General features: G+C 68.3%; 19 protein-coding genes and 3 pseudogenes. 16 read left to right on the top strand and 6 right to left on the bottom strand.

Going from position 1 to position 21,316, the window contains the following annotated elements:
- Positions 1–51: 51 nt before the first annotated feature.
- The 8 genes from ACIBNA_RS39035 to ACIBNA_RS39000 all read left to right on the top strand — a co-directional run bounded on the left by ACIBNA_RS39035 (position 52) and on the right by ACIBNA_RS39000 (position 7,613).
- Positions 52–741, top strand: a complete 690-nt coding sequence (locus tag ACIBNA_RS39035) for a hypothetical protein (RefSeq protein ID WP_399170006.1) — start codon at positions 52–54, stop codon at positions 739–741.
- Complete coding sequence (gene prs, locus ACIBNA_RS39030; RefSeq protein WP_399170005.1) at positions 738–1,739, top strand: ribose-phosphate diphosphokinase; 1,002 nt, start codon at positions 738–740, stop codon at positions 1,737–1,739. Before ACIBNA_RS39035 ends, prs begins: the two co-directional genes overlap by 4 nt.
- On the top strand, positions 1,729–2,919 hold the full coding sequence (locus tag ACIBNA_RS39025; RefSeq protein WP_399170004.1) for a type II glyceraldehyde-3-phosphate dehydrogenase: 1,191 nt from the start codon (positions 1,729–1,731) through the stop codon (positions 2,917–2,919). Before prs ends, ACIBNA_RS39025 begins: the two co-directional genes overlap by 11 nt.
- Positions 2,919–4,115 carry a Gfo/Idh/MocA family protein gene (locus ACIBNA_RS39020; protein WP_399170003.1) on the top strand — a complete coding sequence of 399 codons (1,197 nt, stop codon included), beginning with the start codon at positions 2,919–2,921 and terminating at the stop codon, positions 4,113–4,115. Before ACIBNA_RS39025 ends, ACIBNA_RS39020 begins: the two co-directional genes overlap by 1 nt.
- A 63-nt stretch (positions 4,116–4,178) precedes the next feature.
- The gene (locus tag ACIBNA_RS39015; protein ID WP_399170002.1) at positions 4,179–5,126 is read left to right on the top strand and encodes a hypothetical protein; all 948 of its coding nucleotides are present in this window, start codon (positions 4,179–4,181) and stop codon (positions 5,124–5,126) included.
- Positions 5,126–5,641 (top strand): hypothetical protein, encoded by a 516-nt coding sequence (locus ACIBNA_RS39010; RefSeq protein ID WP_399170001.1) that lies wholly within the window; start codon positions 5,126–5,128, stop codon positions 5,639–5,641. Before ACIBNA_RS39015 ends, ACIBNA_RS39010 begins: the two co-directional genes overlap by 1 nt.
- Before the next feature lie 127 nt (positions 5,642–5,768).
- Positions 5,769–6,647 carry an isocitrate lyase/phosphoenolpyruvate mutase family protein gene (locus tag ACIBNA_RS39005; RefSeq protein ID WP_399170000.1) on the top strand — a complete coding sequence of 293 codons (879 nt, stop codon included), beginning with the start codon at positions 5,769–5,771 and terminating at the stop codon, positions 6,645–6,647.
- A gap of 54 nt (positions 6,648–6,701) precedes the next feature.
- Positions 6,702–7,613 (top strand): ArsR/SmtB family transcription factor, encoded by a 912-nt coding sequence (locus ACIBNA_RS39000; RefSeq protein ID WP_399169999.1) that lies wholly within the window; start codon positions 6,702–6,704, stop codon positions 7,611–7,613.
- A gap of 10 nt (positions 7,614–7,623) precedes the next feature.
- Here ACIBNA_RS39000 and ACIBNA_RS38995 read toward each other — a convergent pair whose 3' ends face one another.
- The 3 genes from ACIBNA_RS38995 to ACIBNA_RS38985 form a co-directional block, all read right to left on the bottom strand.
- The gene (locus ACIBNA_RS38995) at positions 7,624–8,691 is read right to left on the bottom strand and encodes a hypothetical protein (protein WP_399169998.1); all 1,068 of its coding nucleotides are present in this window, start codon (positions 8,689–8,691) and stop codon (positions 7,624–7,626) included.
- A gap of 619 nt (positions 8,692–9,310) precedes the next feature.
- Complete coding sequence (locus ACIBNA_RS38990; RefSeq protein ID WP_399169997.1) at positions 9,311–10,534, bottom strand: MFS transporter; 1,224 nt, start codon at positions 10,532–10,534, stop codon at positions 9,311–9,313.
- Positions 10,535–10,545: 11 nt separating this feature from the next.
- Entirely contained in the window at positions 10,546–11,520 is a 975-nt protein-coding gene (locus tag ACIBNA_RS38985; RefSeq protein ID WP_399169996.1) for a diiron oxygenase, read from the bottom strand.
- 349 nt (positions 11,521–11,869) lie between these two features.
- On the opposite strand from ACIBNA_RS38985, the gene ACIBNA_RS38980 reads away from it, so the two are divergent.
- The 5 genes from ACIBNA_RS38980 (at position 11,870) to ACIBNA_RS38960 (ending at position 16,231) form a co-directional block, all read left to right on the top strand.
- Positions 11,870–12,661 carry a hypothetical protein gene (locus ACIBNA_RS38980; protein ID WP_399169995.1) on the top strand — a complete coding sequence of 264 codons (792 nt, stop codon included), beginning with the start codon at positions 11,870–11,872 and terminating at the stop codon, positions 12,659–12,661.
- Positions 12,662–12,769: 108 nt separating this feature from the next.
- Entirely contained in the window at positions 12,770–13,234 is a 465-nt protein-coding gene (locus ACIBNA_RS38975; RefSeq protein WP_399169994.1) for an NUDIX hydrolase, read from the top strand.
- 15 nt (positions 13,235–13,249) lie between these two features.
- Positions 13,250–14,050 (top strand): inositol monophosphatase family protein, encoded by an 801-nt coding sequence (locus ACIBNA_RS38970; protein WP_399169993.1) that lies wholly within the window; start codon positions 13,250–13,252, stop codon positions 14,048–14,050.
- A gap of 67 nt (positions 14,051–14,117) precedes the next feature.
- The gene (locus ACIBNA_RS38965; RefSeq protein ID WP_399169992.1) at positions 14,118–15,215 is read left to right on the top strand and encodes a DegT/DnrJ/EryC1/StrS family aminotransferase; all 1,098 of its coding nucleotides are present in this window, start codon (positions 14,118–14,120) and stop codon (positions 15,213–15,215) included.
- Positions 15,212–16,231, top strand: coding sequence for a Gfo/Idh/MocA family protein (locus ACIBNA_RS38960; protein WP_399169991.1), 1,020 nt, complete (start codon positions 15,212–15,214; stop codon positions 16,229–16,231). Before ACIBNA_RS38965 ends, ACIBNA_RS38960 begins: the two co-directional genes overlap by 4 nt.
- A gap of 19 nt (positions 16,232–16,250) precedes the next feature.
- On the opposite strand, the pseudogene ACIBNA_RS38955 reads toward ACIBNA_RS38960, so the two are convergent.
- Together ACIBNA_RS38955 and ACIBNA_RS38950 are read right to left on the bottom strand one after the other, a co-directional pair.
- Positions 16,251–17,135, bottom strand: a pseudogene (locus tag ACIBNA_RS38955) (IS982 family transposase).
- Positions 17,136–17,313: 178 nt separating this feature from the next.
- Positions 17,314–17,520, bottom strand: a pseudogene (locus ACIBNA_RS38950) (hypothetical protein); the annotation flags it as partial.
- Between the two features lie 107 nt (positions 17,521–17,627).
- Between ACIBNA_RS38950 and ACIBNA_RS38945 the strand changes: the two are divergent.
- The 3 genes from ACIBNA_RS38945 (at position 17,628) to ACIBNA_RS38935 (ending at position 20,150) form a co-directional block, all read left to right on the top strand.
- A complete protein-coding gene (locus ACIBNA_RS38945) occupies positions 17,628–18,032 on the top strand; it encodes a DUF6336 family protein (protein ID WP_399169990.1) in 405 nt (134 codons plus the stop codon).
- Between the two features lie 825 nt (positions 18,033–18,857).
- Entirely contained in the window at positions 18,858–18,980 is a 123-nt protein-coding gene (locus ACIBNA_RS38940) for a hypothetical protein (RefSeq protein ID WP_399169989.1), read from the top strand.
- Positions 18,981–19,787: 807 nt separating this feature from the next.
- Entirely contained in the window at positions 19,788–20,150 is a 363-nt protein-coding gene (locus tag ACIBNA_RS38935) for a peptidase inhibitor family I36 protein (RefSeq protein ID WP_399169988.1), read from the top strand.
- Positions 20,151–20,434: 284 nt separating this feature from the next.
- Here the strand turns inward: ACIBNA_RS38935 and ACIBNA_RS38930 are convergent.
- Positions 20,435–20,983, bottom strand: a pseudogene (locus ACIBNA_RS38930) (IS5 family transposase); the annotation flags it as partial.
- Between the last annotated feature and the right edge of the window lie 333 nt (positions 20,984–21,316).

The following is a 21,316-nucleotide window of genomic DNA, read 5'->3' as shown; positions in this document are numbered from 1 at the left end:
GCGAGAGGTTATAAAGTTGCGGTGGCAGAAAATGCGCGGGGAGGAGCCGAGGTGAGTATGGCGATCGACCGGAGCGGCAACGCCCTGAATCTCCTGGGCCCCACACCTCTGGAACGGATCATTCGCGGCGTCGCCGATCACCGGGGGATCGCACTGTCCGTACTGCCCGGCGGCACCGCAGAACTGGAATCCCCCGGGGCCGGCCGCAGGGTTCCGGTTCCCTCCGGTGCGGACCTGGCCAGGGAACTCGTACGCCTTGTGCTCGCTGCACTCACCAAGGCGGTGACTCCTGCGCCAGCCCGGATCGAGGCCATGGTGCTCAGGCCCGCGGGCGGGGTCTGCGGACCTGCCGGCGCGGGCCCCGTCGACGCCGTCCGCCTCGGTGGCACGTGGACCACCGAATTGGCGGGGGCCGAAGTGTTCACGCGCTTCGTCGACGTCCAGAACACCCGCTGCTGGCTTGCCGGTTGCACCCTCGATGCGCCCGAAGGTGCCCAGCTCACCGTGCGCACCGCCGAGCCCCTGCTGACCGTGGACGACCTCGTCGCACAGGACACCGCGAGGCTCACCCAGTACCTGCACGACAGGGGAGAGGGCGCGCAGTGGCCGCACCTCGTGGTGCTCGGCAGGCCTGAACACACCCGGAAGGGCGGCATCCGCCTTCTGCTCGCCTTCACGGAACGCCGTTTGGCCGAGGAGCTGATCTGCCGGGCCATGCCCGCGAACGGAGGACTGCGATGAAGAGGCCGGACCACGCTCCGTCGATCGTGCTCGGACCCGACGACGGTCACCGGACATCCGCGGGGCCCCCCGCCCCGTCGGCGGAGCACTCCGCCCAGTCCGCGCCGCACCCCGTCCTGGCCGCGGTGCGGCGGCGCTTCCCCGACGGGGAGCAACTGATCACCCTGCCGGACGCGAAGCGACTCGCGGGCCGGCACGCGCTCGTCGTGCACACCACGGCCCCGCCGCAGGACGAACGGCTCGTCAGCCTGCTTCAGCTTATCGACGTGGTGCGGGACGCGGGCGCCGCGAGCGTGACCTGCTTCGTGCCCTACCTCTGCTACCAGCGCCAGGACCGTAGAAGCAGGCCGGGCGAACCGGTCAGCGCGCGGCTTGCCGTCGACGCGCTCGCCGCCGCGGGCGCCGACCAGCTCCTCACCCTCGACGCGCACGCCCCCATGCGCTCCGCGCGCATCCCGGTCACCGATCTGAGCGCGGCCCCAGCCTTCGCCGCCCACGTACGGGACCTAGGCCTACGCCCCGACATGGTCGTCTCGCCCGACAAGGGCGGCGGTTCACGCGCCGCGGCGGTCGCCGGGCTCCTTGGCATCCCGATGACCGCGCTCGAGAAGAAGAAAGAGCCGGACGGCCGAACCTGGTACGGGCAGCTCCCCCCTGACCTCTCGAACCGGCGCTGCCTGATCGTGGACGACCTGTGCTCATCCGGCTCGACCCTGATCCCCCTGTGCGCCGCGCTCGCCGAGGTCGGCTCCACCTGCGCCGCGGTGGGCGTGACGCATCTGCTCACCGACCGTGCCGCGCTGCTGAACCAACTCCCCGAGGGCGCCCGCCTGCTCAGCACCGACAGCTGCGGCGACGCCTCGGCCCCGGTCGGCGTCCTGCCGCTCGCCCTCGAAGCATGGCGGCCCCCCGCAGCGACGGCCCCGGCGGAGCAGACGGGAGGGCCGGCCGGACAGCCGGCCGGACAGGGGAAGGTGATGGCGCCCCATGGCTTATGACCGCCCCATGGCGTACGGCGGCGACCTTGCCGCGTACGACCGTTCCACCGCGCACCACGGCGACCCCACGGCGTACGACCACCCGAACCGCCCGGAGCACCCGCCGAAGCCGACCGGGCCGATACGCGTCGCGGTCCTCGGCCTCGGGGTCATCGGCAAGCGCGTCGCCCACGCGGTCGCGCGACACCCGGGCCTCGAACTGGCGGGGGTCGCGGTCCGCTCGTCCGGACCCGCCGCCCTCGCCATGGACCAACTGCCGCTCTACGCATCCGAGTCTGCGGCCGCCGACCGGCTCCGCAGGGCCGGCCTGTGCCCGCGCGGCGAGCTCGGCGACTTGCTCGCGGTCACCGAAGTCATCGTGGACTGCGGCCCCGCACGCACCGGAGCGTGCAGGGCACCCCTCTACCGGCAGGCGGGCGTCCGCTCGATCTTCAGCGGCGGCGAACGGGACGAACAACTCGGCCCGATCATCCATCCGGCGCTGAACTACGCACGGGCCGTCAACCTGGACACGTGCCGGATGCCCAGCTGCAACACCACCGCACTCGGCCGCCTGGTCGCCGCGCTCCCGCCGCTGGCGTCCCTCACCGCGGTCGTCCTGCGGTGCGCGACCGACAGCGACAAGGCTGCCAAGGGCGTCACCAACGGAGCCGTCCTCGGCGGCCAACCCTCCCACCACGGCGCCGACATCGCCCACCTGGTACCCGGACTGCGGGCGACCTCGGCTGCGGCGACGCTCCCGATGACCTGCGGCCACTGCATGCACGTCAGCGTCACGCCCGATGAAGTGCCTGACGCACGACCGCTGATAGAGCCGGGGCCCCGCCTGAGCGTGCGGCCACCCGGCGAGCCGATCGAGACCGCCGCCGTCAAAGCCGCTCTGCACCAACGCCGTTGGCACGACAGGTACGAGGTCATCGCCCAGCCACTTGGCCCGGTGCACGCCGGTGACCGGCACGACTTCTGGCTCTCGCTCGACAACGAGGCGGTGACGATCCCCGACGTCCTGGACGTCATCCACGCCGTCAGCGGAGTCACGGAGCACCAGGTGACGTCCGAGAAGACCGACTGCGCCCTCGGCATCCCCGACCCCGCTGTGCGAACCGGCCAAGCCGCGGCGGCCGACTCCCAGGCGCCGGCCTGGAGCGGGCGCACCACGCCGACGTGGGAGGCGGTGTGATGACAGGGCCCGTCCCCATCGCGATCGTCGGCCTCGGGCGCGTCACCTGGGCCGCGCACCTCCCGGCGCTTCGACGGATGCGGGACGAACTCGACGTGGTCGCCGTGATCGACTGTGACACCGGCAGGGCGGCCGAGGCCGCGCGCACGCTGGAAGGTGCCGTGGCAGGCCAGGACTTGCGTACGGCGGTCGCCGCGGGCGCCCGGGCCGTCCTGTGCGCCACCCCGTGGCACACGCACGCGGACGTAGTGGAGGAGGCGCTGGACCTGCGGCTCGACGTGCTGTGCGAGAAGCCACTCACCCTGGACCGGCGCGAGCTGAACCGCCTGCGGCGCAGGGAAGAGGCGTCAGCGGGCCGGATCACGGTCGGTTACATGAAGCGGCACGACCTGGCGGTACGGGAGTTCGTTGAGCTGGCTCGCAAGGCCGGACCCGCACTGCGCCAGATCAGCGTCAGGATCGTCGACCCGAACGCCGCGCACCAGTTCATGTCCCTCATGCCACCGGGTTTCACCCCCCACCCGGCAGGGGGCAACGGAACCGGCACCAGTGATGGCAACGGCGGCGGCAAGGGCAACGCCGACGCCGGTGGCAACGGCAACGGCAACGGCAATGCGGCGGCGGTCGCCGTCGACCGGATTCTGGGACCCGACGTCTCCGCGAGCGTCCGGACCGCCTACGCGCACGCCCTCGGTGGTTCCCTGGTCCATCAGATCAACATCCTGCACCAGATCCTGGGCGGAGACGGCCTGCTCGGACGGCTCAGCCACGCCGACCTCTGGGACGCGGGAAACGCCGTCGCCTGCGGCTGGCGGCACGGGGAACGGCTCACCGTCCAGGCCGGCTACCTGCGCGCTCCGCGGCACCGCGCGTACCGGGAGGAGATCGAGTGCGTCACCGAGAGCGGGCGCATCGTGCTGCGGCTGCCCTCGCCATACGCGCAGGACCACGGCGGAACGCTGCTGGTACACGAATCCCGGGCTGACGGAGTCGCGGCGAGCCACCGCCTCGAATTCCCTCCGGAGAGCAGCGGCTTCGTCCAGCAACTGCACGCCTGGGCCGGGCAGCTCGGGGGCGAGGACGAAGCCGCACTGCCCTGCCCGGCCGAGGCGGAACGCGATCTGCGCGTGGTCGAGGAGACTACCGCGCTCCTCGCCGAAGCCGAGGGCGCCCCACCGCCGTTCACTCGGCCATGAGCCGCGTCCCCATGAACGGTCATTGTCATGAACTGATCACGCTAGGCGAGGAGGCCTATCACCATGTCGACACTTTCCCGCCCGCCGGACACCCACCGCCACGCCGCGGACCCCGGCACCCGCGCGCTCGACCTCGTCGGCGCGCGCATCGACGAGGTGGTCGCGGCGGCCACCACCCACGGCGGGGAGCCCTACCTCGTCGGGTCGCTCGCGGCGCGGCTGGGCGACAGCTGGTCCGACATCGACGTCCACGTGGTCTGTGCGGGCGCCCCGCCCGTCAGCGGTCCGGTGTTCGCCTCCACCTCGGAGGGAACCTGCGTCGACATCCGCTACGTCAGGCGTTCCTCCATCGACAGGACCCTCGCGGGCCACGACAGCCGGCCACCGAAGGGACGTGCCTGGACGCTGAGCAGGTGGCTCAACTCGGTCCCGCTGATCGAAGGCGCGCCGCCGCTGCTGACGGACCCGGAACGCGACCGGGCCCGCACCCTCCTTGTCACCTCTCTGCTCGCCGACCTGGTCTCCCTCACCTCCTTCGCGACCCTCGCGGAACACGCGGGCGCACCGCGCGCCTGGTATCTGTGCCGCAGGGCCGGGATCGCGGCGTGGGAGCTGGCAGCCACCCTGAAGGGCCAGGACTACTTAGGCGAACGGTGGCTCATCGCGCGATCCTCCGACCCCGAGGTCGCCGCGTTCGCCGAGACCGCGGCCCCCGTACAGCAGACCGGCGAACTCGACCTGCTCCTCGACCGGCTCGGCATCCCGGGCACCGAGGCCCCAGGACGGGTGCGCCTGCTGCCCAACCCCGAAGCCGAACGCTGGACCCTCGGCGGTAGGCCCAAGGCGCTCGTCGCGGGCCGGCGGCTCGTGCCACAGATCGACCCCGTACCCGAGACGGTAGCCGACGCCTTCAAGCACTGCCCCGCGGCCGCGTTCGCCGCCCTCGCGGACGGCGCCCTGCGCTGGAAAGTCGACGTCGCGGGCCTCACCCCCAGGCTTGGAGCCGCCTGATGAACACCACCGCCCCCACCACTCCACGCGTGGACGCGCACTGGTACGCCGCCGAAGGTCTGGCCGCGGCCGTCGTCCACGGCATGCTCATCCAGCCCGCCCGCGTGGACATCACCGCGGCCATGGAACTCGGCGACTGGAAAAGGGCGGTGGCCTCCTCGAACGAGTGCCTGCGCTGGATCGCCGCCTGCCACGAGACGCTGGACGGCCGGGGCACCGCCGCCCGCACCGGCCTCGAGATGGACCTGCTGATCGCGGCCACGGACCGCTCGGACCCGATCGACGTGATGCGGGAGATCGTCACGCACCAGGACGTGACCAGGCACGACGCCGAGCGGGCGGCGCGGGCCACCGAGGAGGCCGAGGCCCGCCTGGTGCAACGGCTGCCGCTGGAACTCCCGGTCCACCGCACCCCCACCGGGTTCCAGCCCGCGACCGACGTGGTCTCCCAGCTCGAAAAGCTCCGGCACCGGCTGGGACTGCCGCCGTTCGACTGGGAGGCATGGATCGGATGACCGACCGCGGGGACGAGCACGCGGCGCCCCCACGGCAGGCACTTCCCCATGCCAGGAACCCTCCCGCGGACGACGTCCGACGCGGAACCCGCCCTGACCCCCTGATCCGTTGTGAGAAAGAGGCGCCATGACAGTCCTTAAAGTAGGTGCGGCGACCCGCTTGCGGCACGCCGTGATGACGGGGAGCGAACTCCCCGTCGCCCTGGTGGGCGTACACAATCCGCTGGTCAGCAGGCTCGCCGAACGCGCCGGATTCGACGGCGGCTGGCTCAGCAGTCTCGAGATGTCCGCCGTGCACGGACTGCCCGACCGCAACCTGCTCGGCTTCGCCGAGATGCTCGCCGCCGCCCGATCCATTGCCGCCGCCTCCGACCTGCCTCTCGTCGTCGACGCCGACAACGGCTACGGCACCAACGAGACCGCGGTACGCGCCGTACGGGAACTCAGCGCCAGCGGCGTTGCCGGCGTGTGCATCGAGGACAGTGCCTTCCCCAAACGCAACAGCTTCCTCGGCGGCGCCGCACGCGACCTGGACGAGCCCGATGAGTTCGCCGGGAAGATCGCCGACGCGGCCGGTGCCCGCGTCGACCCCGACTTCCTGCTGATCGCCCGCACCGAGGCGCTCATCGCGAAGGAGGGGATGGACGCGGCCATCGCCCGCGCCACCCGCTACGCCGAGGCCGGTGCCGACATGGTCCTGCTGCACACCCGGGTCAAGGACGCCAGCGAGGCCATCGAAGTCGCCCGCCAGTGGACCTCCACCACCCCGCTGGTCACCGTCCCCACCGCCTTCCCCCACCTGTCCCTGCGCGCGCTCGGCCGCCTCGGCTACCGCATGGCCATCTACGCCAACCAGTTGCTGCGCGCCACGGTGTGGGGCGTGGAAGAGGCGCTGGCCTCCATTCGCAGCGGCGAGGGCGCGGAACAGCTCGAACGCCGCATCATCCCCATGGGCACCCTGCTCGAGATCAGCGAGGACTTCCGCGCAGCCGAGCGGCAGCCGTGAACGGGACCCTGAGGCCACCGGGCCCGCCGTGCGCGCCGACGCAGTGACGGACGCATGATCCGCATACGGCTCGACGAGCTGACCCTCGGCCGGGTCAGGATAGCGAGCAGCCCCCTGTGGGAGGCCGTCTCCAGCCTGGCCCTGACCGCCCGGTACCGCAGCGGCATCCCGCACCCCTACACCAAGTGGGCCGAGACGGCGCTGCGCCGGGTGCCGCCCACGTTGCGCCGGGAGCTGATCGCGACCCTGCGGACGCACTGGGGAACGCCGTCCTCGTCCACCCTCACCCCCGTACCGCCCGGGCCCTCGCCCACCATGGACGAGGAGCTGACGGCGTTGCGCGCGGCGGGCCACGACAGGTTCGCGCACCTGATGAGCGACTACTGGGCCGCCGCCATCGCGCCCCACTGGACCGCCATGCGGGGTGTGCTTGAGGACGAGATCCTGGTGCGCGGCCGCACCCTGGTAACCGGCGGGGCCGACCTGATGCTGAGGGACCTGGGGGGCCGCATTCGCTGGGAACGTCCCGAGCTGAGCGTCCCGCACCAGACCGACCTGGACTGGCCGCTGACAGATGGAAACCTGATCACCGTCTCGGTCCTGTTCGCGCGCGGCATGCGGATCTTCACCCCGGTAAGGGACACGGTTGCCTTCTCCTACCAGGCGCAGGGCGCCGCGGTGCTCGGCGGCCACACCGGAGGCGGCGACAATCAGGCCGAAGGCCCGGGTACGGGGGACAGGCTGACGATCCTGCTCGGGCGTGGCCGTGCGGCGGTCCTGCGGGCCTTGCTGTCGCCCGCCACCACGACCGGGCTCGCCAGTTCGATCGGCCTGGCCCCGAGCACGGTCTCCCAGCACCTCACCGTCCTTTCGGCGGCGGGCCTCGTCCGCCGTCACCGCGTGGGCCACCGCGTGCTCTACGAACTGAACGACTCGGGTGTCGCCCTGCAGAAGCTGACCCAGTGAACAGGCGCTGTCAGTCGGGTGTTTCCCCGCGCAGCCAGCCCATCTCCGCCGCTCGCATGGCGGCCTGAAAGCGGCTGGACACTCCGAGCCTTTTCAGGAGGCTCGCGACATTGCGTCGGAAAGTGCGCACCGAGATATTGAGTTCCCGTGCCGCGCATTCGTCCGTGTCCACCCTTGAGAGGACTTCGAGTACCAGCCTTTCGGTTTCCGTGGGGCCTTCCCCGATTTCTCCGTCTCCCGGGGGTAATTCCGTCGCCCCGTGCCAGAACTGTTCAAAAAGAACCCGCAGTTGAGCGGTGACTCCGGCCTGCCGCAGAAGAACGATGTCGCACTGCGACTGGCCCGTGTCCAGGGGAACTACCGAACAGGACAGGTCGTAGATGATCATCGGGTCGAGTGGTTTTTCGGATACCCGCACATGCGCGCCGAGTTCCGTGACCTCGGTGAGTCCGGTGAGTGTCGTCGAGCATTCGACGCTGCTGGACTGCGCGACCACCCGCAGCCGTACACCGCGCTGCCGGCAGATCTTGGCGCGCTCCACGGCCGCCGCCACGGAGAACGGTGAGATCTCGCGCGTGGACTGAACGAAGAGCACCTCCCGGCGCGCTTCGAGCGCCAGGCGCAGCATGTATTCACGCTGCTGCTGCCGCTCCAGCCGGGTGGCGTAACAGGAGTTCTGCCAGGTCGGCCCGGTCTCGTGCCACTCGTCCTCAAGGGCGGGGATCAGGGTGCGGGCCTCTTCGATCCTGCTCAGCTCGGCGTTGAGCTCACTGGTGCGGCGCTCGATCAGCAGCTCGACCGCGACCGCGGGCCGCACCGTGCGCACGTCCCCGCCGTCCACGTGCACCAGACCGTGCCGCTCCAGATGAGCGACGCGTTCGATCAGCTCGCTCCGCCCGACCCCGGGGATGCCCGAGTCCAAGGAGAACGATCTGTCGCCGTTCCGCAGCAGCGATCGATAGACTCGTTGGGAATCCGTAGGGATACCAAGAGCGTTGAGGACCTCGCTGAAGGAGCGTGGCAGTCTTCCACTCTTCACTTCCCAATTGGCAATGCGAGTCGAGTCATCGAGAGCCACTACCAAGCTCACCTCCGCGCCAGCAGGGACATGCGTGGTTCACGTCAAGATCACTCGCCTCGGAGCAATGAGCTCGTACTCACTCCTTATAGGAGGAGCTGCAGGGGAGTGAATCAACGGAAGATAAAGGGATGCGCGCGAACATGTCAAGACCATGCATCGATTTCCGCCCCTTCCTCCTTCCGCCCCTTTCACATGTGGCATGCGAAGCCCTGGGCGTCCAAACCATCGGAATTGGGCCAGCGCTTTATCCGCCCGGCAACCCGCCGAACCACCGCAAACGGAAAGACCTGGAAGGCAAGGGCCCGCCGCTCGGGCGCCCGGATTCAACGGGCACCTGGTTTTTGATGGCCGGATCCCGTTCCCGGACACGAGCGGGAACTCCGCGCACGCGGCGAACTCCCCGGCGCCCTCCACAAGTTCTCCAGACCGCGTACCCACCGGCCGCACAGGGAGCGCGTCCAAAACGACTCGGCCGCGCGGGCGACGCCCTCCGGGGCCAGCAGGCGGCCGCCCCCGAGGGTGGCGCCGCGAGGCCGGTGCGCGGCACTGCCCCCGAGGCCAGCCGGCGGCACAGGCCGTAGGACCGGAAACAACGGGGAGGCCCTGGCCCCGGACGTCACAGCCCGTCGGCTCTTCGCAGGTTGCGGATGGCCGGAACGGCGAGCAGCAGCACCACGGTGACCATGAGCATCGCAGAGGAGAAGAACAACACCGTCACCGCGCCCACCCACAGGGACGCGGGGCCCGCCGCCATCTGCCCCACCGGCTTCATCACCAGCGACCCCGCGACGTCATAGGCGTGCACCCGGCCAAGCACATCGGCCGCGACATGGGTCTGCACGCTCGTATGGAACATGACCAGCCAGAACGCCGAGCCCGCGCCTTGGAGGAAGAAACCGGCTGCTATCAGCAGCGGCGGAAGATCAAGGGCCACCACGAGCACGCTGAACAGCGCGAACACCAGGGCGAGAGCGCCGCTGCGCAGGGGATACGCGGGCTTGATCCGCGAGGCCATCAGTCCGCCGAGGACGCTGCCGAGGCCGAACACCGACATGATGAACCCCAGCGTGCTCTCGCCGTGCCTGACGGTGACAAGGCTCTGGCCAAGCGTGATGAACGGGCCGTTCACGGCCACTTGGAAGAGCATCATGATCACGATCACGCCCCAGAGCCAGTTCCGTGACCGGAACTCCCGCCACCCCCGGACGAGATCGCCGCGCAGCGAAGCGCCCTTGTGATCGGTACGGGAGATGCGCAGCCGCAGGGCCAGCAGGCAGGCGCCGCTCACCGCGAACGTCGCCGCGTCGATCGACAGGACGACCGGGACGGACGAGAAGGCGAGCAGAAGCCCCGCCGCGGCCGGCCCGCCCACCGTCATCAGCGACTCCGTCATCCGAATCGCCGCGTTGGCCTTCTGCACGTCGTGAGCCAGCCGCGGGATGACACTCATGTAGCCGGGCTGGAACGCCGCCGTCCCGGTCCCGCTCGCAGCGAGGAGCGTCAGGATCAGCCACAGATCCGGCTTCCCCACGGCGAACGACGCCGCGAGCGTCCCATGCAGGAGCAACCGGGCCGCGTCCGATATGACCATCACACGAATCGGCGTGAATCGGTCCGCGACCACACCGCCGAAGATGACGAAGAGGGCCAGCGGAGCAGTGTGGGCGGCAAGCGCGTAACCGACCCCGGTGACACCGAACCCGGCCTGCAGCATGGCGACCGTGATCGTGGTCGGCACCAGCATCTGGTCACCGAAGACCGACACCGTCCGCGCCGCGAAGAAGAGCGTGAAATCCCGTGACCAGAGTCTGGGCGGAGAAGATACCTGAGTGCGTAGCACGAGGAAGGGCCCTACGCCCGGCCCGTCCGCGAACCGGCGAAGTCGTAGTCGACCCGCTCCTCGATACCGAGTTCGCGCACAAGACGCTCCACCGTGGAGAAATCGGTGAGCATCAATTCCGTGCCCGGCAGGCTCCGCGTGTCGTTGATCATCTCCTCGGCGCCCGCGACACCGGCGAAACGGAGAATCTGGGACCACATCTCGTAGTCCTCCGCCCCCAGAGCGATGATCGCGTCGGGGAGCCTGGCTATGAAGAGCTCGCGCTGCTCCTTGCTGAGGTGCACGAAGACGTCCTTCATCACCTCCGCCACGATCGGCCCGTGCGCGGCCTCGTCCCGGGCGTGCAGACGCGCCACGAGCGCATGCATGGGCTGAATCGTGTCGTCGCGCGCGAGTAACTCCAGGAAATTGTTGATGTGGAGTTCCCCGACAACCGTCCAGACAAGGAAGAGCATGTCACGCTCCCACTCCTCGCGGTACTCATCCAGCAGCCGGAAAAGCCACCGATTGGTCACCGGGTGGGAATAGTCGGGCTCCGAGGTGAGGGCGCGTGCCTCCTTTGTGCGTTGCATCGCCGTCATATGCATATACGTGTGCCACACCTCGTCGATGTGCGACTGCTGCACCGCCTCCTTCGCCTCGTACCGCTCGACGCCGGGGAACACCCCATGCGTGAGCTTTTCGAAGGTCGGATTCGCGACGTACTCCTCCGCCGCGACCACCCGCGCGTTGTACGCCTGCCACGCCAGCGTATTCACCAGCCCACGCGCTTCCTCGGAGGCGTCGAGGAACCTGGGGTGCTCGGCGAACGGGATGAGGTGCACCGGGTAGTCCGTGAGCCCCGATTCCGGCGCCGCAGGATCCAGGAAAGCCGCCATGTCCGTGCGGATGGTGGCCCGTCGGGGCCAGGCCGCCGCGAGACGCCTGAGTGTGTTCGGCCCGATGTGCGGCTCAGCGCCGGGCTCCTGAGGATGGATTTCAGCCATGGAAGCACCACATTTCGCAATGAGGGACGACGAGTACGACGAGTGCGATCAGAACGACGAGAGTGACGCGAACGGCCGGCGAGTACGACGAGAACGATGACGACCACAAACTGTGACGACTGCCGACGAATTGTCAAGAGGCAGCACGAGGACGCCGACTCGGTCCAGGATCCACCTCCGGAATGTCATTCGCAGGTGAGCGGCACACGCCGGACCGCACTCAATGCCCGACGGGCCGGGCGGAAGATTCGTCGGCGAACGAATCGTTTGTGCTCCGCCGCACGGCCGTTGTTACTCTCGCCGCCGGTCGATGATTTCCACAGGTGTATGGCGTTCCTACAGGAAGAGCATGCTGATGCAGGTGGACGTGAGCCGGATACTGGAGACTCTGCACGGTCGGCACCTGATACCCGAGACATGCCGAGCGGCCCTGCTCGTCGGCTCGGCCGCCCGCGGCTGGAGCAACAGGAAAAGCGATTTCGACATCTACCTGGTTTCCACTGTGCCGCGGTCGGGAGCGGAGTTCGTCGACGTCTCGGTGCCGCTTCAGCCCCCCGTGGTCCAGTGGCACACCTTCTACGCCGACAACCGGGGCTGGGACCTCGCCTACTGGCTGGACGACCAAGTCGACCAGATGCTCGACAAAGTCTCGTGGAAGCAGTTCGACCGCGTCCGCTCGGAAAGCGGCGACGCGCTCACCCTGCGGGAAGAGGGTTTCCTCGAACGACTCGCCACCTGCGTACCGCTGATCGGCGAGGACTGGCTGACGCGGCGCCGCGCCGCCCTCGACGAGTCCGCCTTCAAGTCCGTCATGGTCACCCGCTCCCTCGGCGCCGCTGACCGGGCCATCGAGGACACCCTCGGACAGTTGGAAGAGCGCGATCTGAACAGCGCCACGCTCTCGGCACGCATGGCCCTGCGGCACACCGTTGACGCGCTGCTGGAAGAGCAGGGCCAGTACGAGAGCAACAATCTCAAATGGCGTGCGCGCCGGTTCCAGCTCGCCAATCCCAGCAAACTGTCCTTCGCCCACTACTGGGAACTCGAGACGATGCGCGACTTCGATCCCGAAGACCCTTCCAAGTGGATCAACGAAGTCCTCACACTGTGTCAGGATCTTGCACTGAAGATAGAAGCCTGAGCCCGAGCAATTACCTAGTGGCTGAGCCGCGCCACACTCCAACATCCGCACAGTATCCCGACGGAGTCTTTCATCGTCGTGGTCCCCTGGCACCGAAAAGGACACCCTGTGAACTACATTACGGAATTGCGCTCATTGGTGGGCACCCGCCCGCTTGTCCTGCCGGGGGCCGCCGTGATCGTTCTCGACCGCGCCAGTCGCCTTTTGCTTCTGGAACGTGCAGACACGGGCGGCTGGGGCCTGCCCGGAGGATTCATGGACCCCGGCGAGTCCCTTGAGGAAACGGCACGAAGGGAGGTGAAGGAGGAGACCGGACTTGATATCACTGACCTGAGGCTGATCAATGTCTTCTCCGGGCAGGATCAATTCTATCGCTACCCCAATGGTGACCAGGTATTCAATGTCACCGTCGTGTACGAGGCGCAAACCGATGAGGGATCCCTGCAATTGGACCCATCCGAGGCACGTGCCGCGAATTTCTTCCCCATCGACCAGGTGCCGGCCGACCTGATCGCCCCGGAGGTACCGATCCTGGAGCACTACCGCAACCGCAGAGTCAAGGGCTCTACGTGACCGAGGTGTACCAAGATGACATACCTGACCTTTTTGGAATATCTGCTCGAAGACGCGGCGAAGATGGCGTTGACGCTCAGAGGGCGTACACCGTCACAGATCAAGGATTCCGATGTGAACCAGGTGGTGACCCAGGCGGACATGGTCATCGGGAGGCGGCTCGAGCGTCGGATCCACGAGCAGTTCCCCCATGACAGCATCATCGACGAAGAGTCATGCGCCGTACCGGGGACATCGTCCGTCACCTGGATCATCGACCCGATAGACGGTACGTCCAACTTCGCCGCAGGCAGCCCGCTGTTCGGGGTCATGGTGGGTGTCCTCGAGCACGGCACCCCGCTGGCGGGCGGTGTCGCTCTCCCGGCGCTTTCCGAAACCTACGTCGCCGAAGTCGGCCAGGGTGCGTACCGGAACGGAACACGATTGAAAAGAGACGCCAAGGCCGACCTTTCGCGTCAGTTGTTCGCCTACGGCATCGACATCTACCCTTCCGAAATAGAAAACGACTGCCGGATACTCGGAAGAATCGCGTCCCTCTGCGGCGGCGTCCGCATGAGCAACAGCGTATTCGACTGCATGATGGTCGCCACGGGTGCCTATGGCGGATTCATGCACCGCCGCAACCGGATCTGGGACTGCGTCGCACCCCAAGTGGTGATAGAGGAAGCCGGCGGAATATTCTCCACCATGGACGGCGATCCGGTCGACTATGTGAACCCCTTGGAAAAGACGACACGCATTTTCCCCATCCTGACCTCGGGCCACACCTTCCACAAAACCATCGTGGACGCCGTACGCGAATTCAATTTCGAATGAAACGAAGCTGACCGCGGTAAACGTCATATCCGGGCCGGATGCCGGTCCTCAGGGTTAGGGGAATTAAATGATCCCGCTCGTTTCCGTCGACGTGCAGGACGCGGAAGCTCTCGTCGTGGAGGTTCTCCGGTCAGGACGGCTGACCCAGGGACCCATGGTGGAGCGGCTGGAGCGAGCCGTGGCCGAGACCGCCGGTGTCGAACACGCGGTCGCGGTCAACAGCGGGACGGCGGCCCTCACCCTCAGCCTTGAGGCGTTGGACCTGGAGCACGGGGACGAGGTGATCACCTCTCCGTTCACGTTCGCCGCCACCCTGAACGCCATCCTGGCCAGTGGGGCGACGGCACGATTCGCGGACATACGCCAAGACGACTTCAACCTCGACCCCACGCTGATCGCCGAGCAGCTGAACGCCCGGACCAAGGTGCTACTGCCGGTGGACCTGTACGGGCAGATGGCGGACATGCCGGCCATCGAGAAGATCGGCGTCGAGCACGGGCTGACCATCGTCGAGGACTCCGCCCAGGCGCTCGGGGCGTCCTCGTCGGGGCGGCCCGCGGGTAGCTTCGGGATTGGCTGCTTCTCCCTGTACGCGACGAAGAACGTGACCGCCGCCGAAGGGGGAGTCATCACCACCGACGACGGCGCCCTCGCGGAACGTCTCCGCCTGCTGCGGAACCAGGGGATGGACCGACGCTACGACTACGTCTGCTGCGGCGGGAATTACCGGCTCTCCGACCTCCACGCCGCGGTAGGCCTCTCCCAGATCGCGCGACTCGAAGAACTCTCCGAGCGGAGGAGGCGCAACGCCGACCGGCTCTCCCAAGGGCTGAGCGGAGTCTCCGGACTCGTGACCCCCCAAACCGTCGAGGGGCGCGACCACGTCTGGCACCAGTACACGGTCCGGGTGACCGAGGAAGCCGCGTGCACACGGTACGAACTGTCGGCGAGACTGGCCGACCGCGGCATAGCGTCGGGCGTCCACTACCCACGCCTCGTATTCGACTACGACTGCTACAGAGACCACCCACAGGTGGCCGATGCCGACGTCCCCGTCGCATCGAGGACTACCTCGGAAGTCCTTTGCCTCCCGGTGCACCCCCGGCTGAACGACGCCGACCTGGACCACATCATCGCCGAGACGAGAGCGGCCCTCCTCGCATGACTGGATCTCCCATCCGCGTTCTCCTGGTCGGCGCCGGAGTCATGGGCAGCCACCACGGAAGAGTGGCCGCCGAAAGCAGGCGCTGCGAGCTGGTGACCGTAGTCGACCCACTGGAACGTCACGGGCGAGCGTTGGCGGAACGGTTCGGCGCCGACTGGACCCCCGAGATGGGCACCCTGGCCGGCGTCGACGCGGTCATTGTCGCCGCCTCAACGGGCCAGCACCGAAAAATAGCCCTCGAAATACTCGCGCAAGGCACACCCCTCTTCATGGAGAAACCCCTCTGCGCGAACCTCGCCGAAAGCCAGGAGATCGTCAATCTGGCGTTACTCCGGGACATTCCACTGATGTGCGGCTTCGTGGAAAGATACAACCCCGCCGTGCGCAAGGCCCTGTCCTGTGTGGAATCCCCTTCCGCCCTTCGGACGCAGCGGCATTCAAGCTACTCCCCCCGTGTCCACGCGGGCGTCGCATGGGATCTCCTCGTCCACGACGTCGACATCGCCCTCCACCTCTTCGGGGGGCCGGCGCAGACGGGGGAGACGGCCCCCAGGGTCGTGCACGCCGCGACCGCGCACAGCGGCCGGTACACCGGCGGCACCGGAGAAGACGCCGTCGAAGCCACCCTGGAGTTCTCCGGCCCGCGCGCCGCGACCTTCTCGGCGAACCGGCTCGCCCCCCGACGAACCCGAAGGCTGGTCGCCCACGAGCGGGACAGGACCGTCGTAGCGGACCTCCTCAACCCGTCCGTCACGGTCTACTCCCACCCGAAACCGGGCAATCCGATGTGCAGGGCCTGGCATCCCTGCCTCTCGAGCCGCCACTACCGAACGATCGAACACACGGAATGCCCACAGGACCGCGAGCCCCTGGCGGCCCAACTGGACCGATTCATCGACATCATCGAAGGCAAGGCGGACGCACGCGCAGAGACCCGGTCGATCCTGCCGAGCCATCACGCGATCGCGGCCATCCTCGACTCCGCGAACCAGACTGCGACGGTCTCCGCTTCCTAGATGAATGAGTCCGATGTCTTCAGTGGTCGTACGCGATCAGTGAGCGTTTGACCGTTGCTCCGGTGTGCCAGTTGTGCCAGATCGCGGCGGCGAGGGCCAGCAGGCGATGGGAGGTGCGGGCGAAGACTCCGGCCGGGGTTCTGCCGCCGTGCTGTTCCAGGCTGAGCTGGCCCTTGAGGGTGTCGATTACGGCCTCGATCCGCTGGCGGACACGAGCGATCTTGCCGAAGCGGGCCGGTTCGTCCTTGCGGTCCGGCCGCACCAGGTGAGCGCCGAGCCGGTCGGTGACGAAGGCTTCGAACTCCCGGCCAGCGAAGCCCTTGTCAGCCAGGATCACCTGCCCGGTCCGGGTCAGGTGGTGGTCGCGTTCCAGCAGCGCGGCCATCACCTCCCGTTCCCCGAGTTTCGGGTTGGCCAGGCACCAGGTGACGGGCATGCCCTCGGCGGTGGTGACCAGGTACAGCCGAAAGCCTCAGAAGAACCGGGAGTGGCTGCGGCAGTAGCCATATCCGGCGTACCCGGCCAGGTCGGAGCGCTTGACGGTCTCGCGGGACGCAGCGCAGGGCAGCGGGGTTGAGTCGATCAGCCGGAGGCTGTCGTGCCAGGTCGGCACCTGCCGGGCGAGCATCTCGATCACGTGACTGATCAGCGGTCCGGCGGCGTTGAGCCGCTTGTTGCAGGCCGACTGCTGGGGCAGGTAGCGGAAGAGATGCCCGAGCCGGGCATGGGCGAAGCGGATCCAGTGTCGGGTGGAAGGAAAGCCGAGCAGGACCTGGGCGACTGCCAGGCACAGCAGTTCGGCGTCCGTCGGTTTCGGGGGTCGCCCGATCCGGCGACAAGGCGCCACATGGTCGTCGATGAACACGTACAGTGCCGCCAGAAGGGCGTCCAGGTCTGTCTTCACACAATGACCAACGGGCGCCCTTCGCGATGGTCGCGACCAGCACACACACCGGACTCATTCATCTAGTGGAGTATCAGCGATCGCCGTATTGAGGGTGTCGTCGGCCGGTATCGGGCTGACTGGAAACGGCCTCGGGGGAACATCGGCCTGGAAGGCCACCCCAGGGCCTGGGGGTTCTCCGCTCCAGCAAGGCCGCCTTCGACCCCAGCGTGTACCGGGCGAGCGCCGCCATCCGGTTCGGCGGGATCTTCGACAGCCTCAGCCGCCCGAGCTGGAACGCGCTGCTCTCGTCCACCCGCTCCAGCGCGCAGGCGAACGCCGTACCCGTCGTCCGCGCCGGCGGCCAGCGCAGCCGCTCAAGCTACGAGAACCTGAAGCCCTTCGGTGGGTGGCACCCCGCCATCGTCGGGCTTCGGCCGCAAACCGAAGGTCAAGGCGGGGCGGCCGGAGGCGGTGTGATCCCGGCGACGGGGCTGGGTTACGGTGCCGCGTATGCGCACCGAGGACACGATCATCCGACCCCTGCTTCGGATCCGGGACGTGGCGGCGCGCGGGGCCCTGTACGGGCTGGCCGCCGTGCCCCTGCTCGGGGTGGCCTCCCTGTTCGTCGGCGACCACCACGACCGGACGACGTTCCTCGCCGTCGCCGGAGGGTTCGCCGCCGCCATGGCCGTGGTCGGGATCCTCACCGGGCTCTTCTTCTGGTGGGCCTGCGGGGGAGACATCCGGCGCTGCCGCGACTGGCGCACCGTCAGGGGCCAGGCCGGACCCGTGACCGTCGCGGCCCCGGTCCTGCTGCGGATCGGGGTGCTGGCCCTGGTGCTGTTCCCCGGCGCCCTCGGGCTACACCACTTGGTGGACGGCGCCGGGTACGACAGCTGGCTGTACGGCCACTGAGCCACGCGCGCCCGGCGCGGGCGCTTCAGCGCGGTAGGCGACGAGCGAAGAACGACCGTACGAGGGTGCGCCCGGCGGGCACTGTGGCACGCGGGCGGTGGCCGAGGGGCTGACGGTTGAGGCGCTGGGGCAACCCGGCATGCGGTCGTGACGGTGACCTGGTTGCGCTGATCCCACAGGCCCTCACAGGCGGTGTCGCCTGGCCGTACGGTGCTCGTGGTGATCAAGAGCACGGGGGTGTGCGATGCCGTACCGGGTGGACCTGATGGTCCAAGGCGAGGATGCGCTGGGACGAGCTGCCGGATGCCGGCCGTCGAGAGGTCTTGGAGACCATGGCGACGGCACTGCACGTTTCTGGTGGTCAACGCCGTTCAATGTGCTGGAATATGCGCCGCCAAGCCCAGTTGGCTCCCGCTATTATCGTCACAGGTCTCGTTGGACTCCGTCCCAGCAGGCCCACACTCTCTCGCGCTTACCACCTGGTCGCGGTCCAGCTGCCGGTCAGCCTGGTGATGATGACGCCGGTCGTCCAGGCCCTGCACGGCCGGGGGCCGCTCCCGGCCGCCGCCGGCGCGGGGCGCGGGGCTGCGGGTGATGGCCTCCGCGCCGCTGCACGGCGGTGAGCTGCCCGGCATGGTCGACCAGGAGCTCGCTGACCTCGTCCGGCCGGGCCTGACCCCCGCGCAGGCGTGCGTCGTCACCGTCGCGTCATGCCCAGGAGTGACGGACGTCCTCATCGCGGCTTCAGTGCGCCACACTGGAGGGAGGCGGCCGACGCCGTCGCTCAACCCTCCCTGGCCGCCGTCAAGTTGCGGGAGATCACTGGTGTACTCGCCTCCCCATGACCCGGACACCGAGCGCCGCATGCGCGCCCACCACGCCCGCGCCGCGCAGCCCCTGGACGTGCAGACCGAGCCGGGCGGGGAGGCTGCCGACGGAATTCGCTGACCTGCGGAAACGCCGCACGCGTTGTGAGGATCTCCCGCGTTGAGGTGAGAGGGCTGCCGGGTGAATTTCCATACGTCAGCATCGCTGGTCTGGGTGGTCCATGCCGGTTCCTACCTGTAAGCGGGCGGCCGCACGGATAGTTGGTCGTGGCCAGGGATCCGGCTCTGTGGAAGGTTCTCGGTCTGGCCGAAGCCGACGTCGTGGTTCGTCCGCGGCGTCGGCGACCTCCGTACGGTCGGCATTCCGCCATCTGACGAGCGCATTTCGTCGGTAGCCCTGAATTGGTGCCACGGCATGCTGTCGGCCCGGCCATCCTCAATCATCTTCAGGTGCCCGGCGTCGGCCTGCTCAGGCAGGTACTGCCACAACTTCGCGCGCAGCACCGCAGCCTCACCAACCACGTTGATCGGGCTGTCCGGTGGCTGCTTCAGCTTGCCAGCCCTCCGCTTACCTCGAAGCAGGGCGCATACCGAGCGCACGACGGTTGAAGGCCGAGCAGGTCCGCGAGCCCGGCAAGCGCCGCACACTCGAAATCGCTCGGTGCGTGCGAGGAGCGGGCAGTCACCGAACAGCGGGCCCTGTTGCTCGTGCAGAAGCGCCGCTTTTTCTTGCCCAGCGGATCGGCCGTCCGCCTCCGTCGCTGTCCGCCGCCGGACACAAGCCCGGACGCAACACCCGGACATGGCTCTGACCAGGCCGGACAGCAAGCCGCTGTCCGGGACAGGGCGACGCTGTGGCAGTCAGTGTGGGCGGGCTGTCATCGTCGCTTGGCGTCCACAGACCGCTCATCTTCAGAGGGAGAAACACATGGGCAAGATCCGTGCAGTTCTCGCAGCTGCGTCGCTGGCTGCGATCGTCGGTGCGGCGGGGATTCCGGCCGCTTCCGCGGCGCCGGCGGCTGCGGGGTATGACCGCTGTCAGGAGGGAAAGTTCTGTTTCTTCAGCGGTTGGAACGGTAGTGGCAGCATCTGCCAGGCCGTGCCTCCGGTCCAGGACACCGTCGCCCGGTGCGGTGCGTGGGTCGGCAACAACAACGCGAAGTCGGCCTACAACCGGTCGTCCCGCCCGGCCGTGAACATCTACGCGGGCACCAACTACACGCAGCGCAAGGGATCGGTACAGTACCAGGGCAATCTGCAGGGAAGCTACAAAATCCGCTCGTTCGACTGAAGGTGTTCGCTGGCGACGACGGAGTTTCCTGCCTGACGGCCTGACGGAAGCCGCCGTGAGCGGTGACCGCCTGCCTGCTGGCGCGGTGCCCCGGGCGTTCTCGCCCGGGCATCTGTCGGTTTGCTGCCGTCCTCGCGCCTGCGGGGTTCTCTGGGGTTACCGACGATGCGGCTCGCGAGTGCATTCCGTCACTTCCGGAGCCGCATTTCGTCGGTAACCCGGGGAGTTCTGGGGGTGGGCCGGGCGCACCCTGGGTGCCCCGGCCCGCACCGCCGCCGGACAGGGATGGTGGGGTGGTCGGCACCCATCTGGTCGACCAGATGGGTGCCGGCGACGGAGTCCTGCACACTCGCGGCCGTGACCAGCACCGCGAGCAGAAGTCCGAGGGTGTCGGTGACGATGCTCCGCTTGCGCCCCACGATCTTCTTCGCCGTATCAGTGCCCTGCCCGGCAGCCGGGACGCTGGTGGAGGTCTTCACGCTCTGCGCGTCGATCACGCACGCGGACGGCTCTGCGTGCTTGCCCTCCTTCTGCCGCAACAGCCTGCGCAGTATGCCGGCGAGCTGGGCGAACACACCGTCCTTCTGCCACTTGGCGAAGTAGCCGTACACGGTTTCCCAGGGCGGGAAGTCGTGCGGCAGGTAGCGCCACTGCACCTTGGTGCGGTCCACGTACAAGATCGCGTTCATGATCTCGCGCAGATCCTGTTCCGGCGGGCGTCCGATGTTCAGCGCATGCCTGCGTCGCTCGGCCCGCCAGGCGCTCAGCACCGGCTCGATCAACTCCCAGCGGGCATCTGACAGATCACTCGGATACGGACGGCGTTCGGCCATGACCCGGACATACCGCTGGTCGGGGGCGTGCGCCCAGGCGCGCTGTGCAACCAGCAGGAGCACGTTCGGCCGGCATCTTGGGATGAGACAGGCGCAAGCTGGATTCCGCCTCAGACGTCACCCCGTCGGCCACCTCCGCCACGTCAACCCCACCAACCGCATCGAGGCGACGACCCCGCCTCGAGAAACTCAGGGCAAGGCACCCCTACAGGGAGAAAACGACCTCTTAGGGCGTGTTTCTGATCCTCCGACGACTCACGCGAAAGACGCCCGCACCGATTGGTCGAAGGGGCCTGACCACGCCCAGCAGCCCGGAGCTCCCCTGCCACCTTG

Source organism: Streptomyces sp. NPDC050164 (assembly GCF_044459945.1).
GTDB classification, from domain to species: Bacteria; Actinomycetota; Actinomycetes; order Streptomycetales; family Streptomycetaceae; genus Streptomyces; species Streptomyces coeruleorubidus_A.
The sequence above is the reverse complement of the archived record's forward strand: the minus strand, read 5'-3'. Positions and strand labels throughout refer to the sequence as shown.

Excerpts from the sequence above, each read along its gene's own strand:
- ACIBNA_RS39015 (WP_399170002.1), top strand. The coding sequence starts at position 4,179 with ATGTCGACACTTTCCCGCCCGCCGGACACCCACCGCCACGCCGCGGAC.
- ACIBNA_RS38960 (WP_399169991.1), top strand. The coding sequence starts at position 15,212 with ATGACTGGATCTCCCATCCGCGTTCTCCTGGTCGGCGCCGGAGTCATG.
- ACIBNA_RS38980 (WP_399169995.1), top strand. The coding sequence starts at position 11,870 with ATGCTGATGCAGGTGGACGTGAGCCGGATACTGGAGACTCTGCACGGT.
- ACIBNA_RS38965 (WP_399169992.1), top strand. The coding sequence starts at position 14,118 with ATGATCCCGCTCGTTTCCGTCGACGTGCAGGACGCGGAAGCTCTCGTC.
- ACIBNA_RS38935 (WP_399169988.1), top strand. The coding sequence starts at position 19,788 with ATGGGCAAGATCCGTGCAGTTCTCGCAGCTGCGTCGCTGGCTGCGATC.
- ACIBNA_RS38985 (WP_399169996.1), bottom strand. The coding sequence starts at position 11,520 with ATGGCTGAAATCCATCCTCAGGAGCCCGGCGCTGAGCCGCACATCGGG.
- ACIBNA_RS39010 (WP_399170001.1), top strand. The coding sequence starts at position 5,126 with ATGAACACCACCGCCCCCACCACTCCACGCGTGGACGCGCACTGGTAC.
- prs (WP_399170005.1), top strand. The coding sequence starts at position 738 with ATGAAGAGGCCGGACCACGCTCCGTCGATCGTGCTCGGACCCGACGAC.
- ACIBNA_RS39020 (WP_399170003.1), top strand. The coding sequence starts at position 2,919 with ATGACAGGGCCCGTCCCCATCGCGATCGTCGGCCTCGGGCGCGTCACC.
- ACIBNA_RS38970 (WP_399169993.1), top strand. The coding sequence starts at position 13,250 with ATGACATACCTGACCTTTTTGGAATATCTGCTCGAAGACGCGGCGAAG.
- ACIBNA_RS38945 (WP_399169990.1), top strand. The coding sequence starts at position 17,628 with ATGCGCACCGAGGACACGATCATCCGACCCCTGCTTCGGATCCGGGAC.
- ACIBNA_RS39000 (WP_399169999.1), top strand. The coding sequence starts at position 6,702 with ATGATCCGCATACGGCTCGACGAGCTGACCCTCGGCCGGGTCAGGATA.
- ACIBNA_RS39025 (WP_399170004.1), top strand. The coding sequence starts at position 1,729 with ATGGCTTATGACCGCCCCATGGCGTACGGCGGCGACCTTGCCGCGTAC.
- ACIBNA_RS39005 (WP_399170000.1), top strand. The coding sequence starts at position 5,769 with ATGACAGTCCTTAAAGTAGGTGCGGCGACCCGCTTGCGGCACGCCGTG.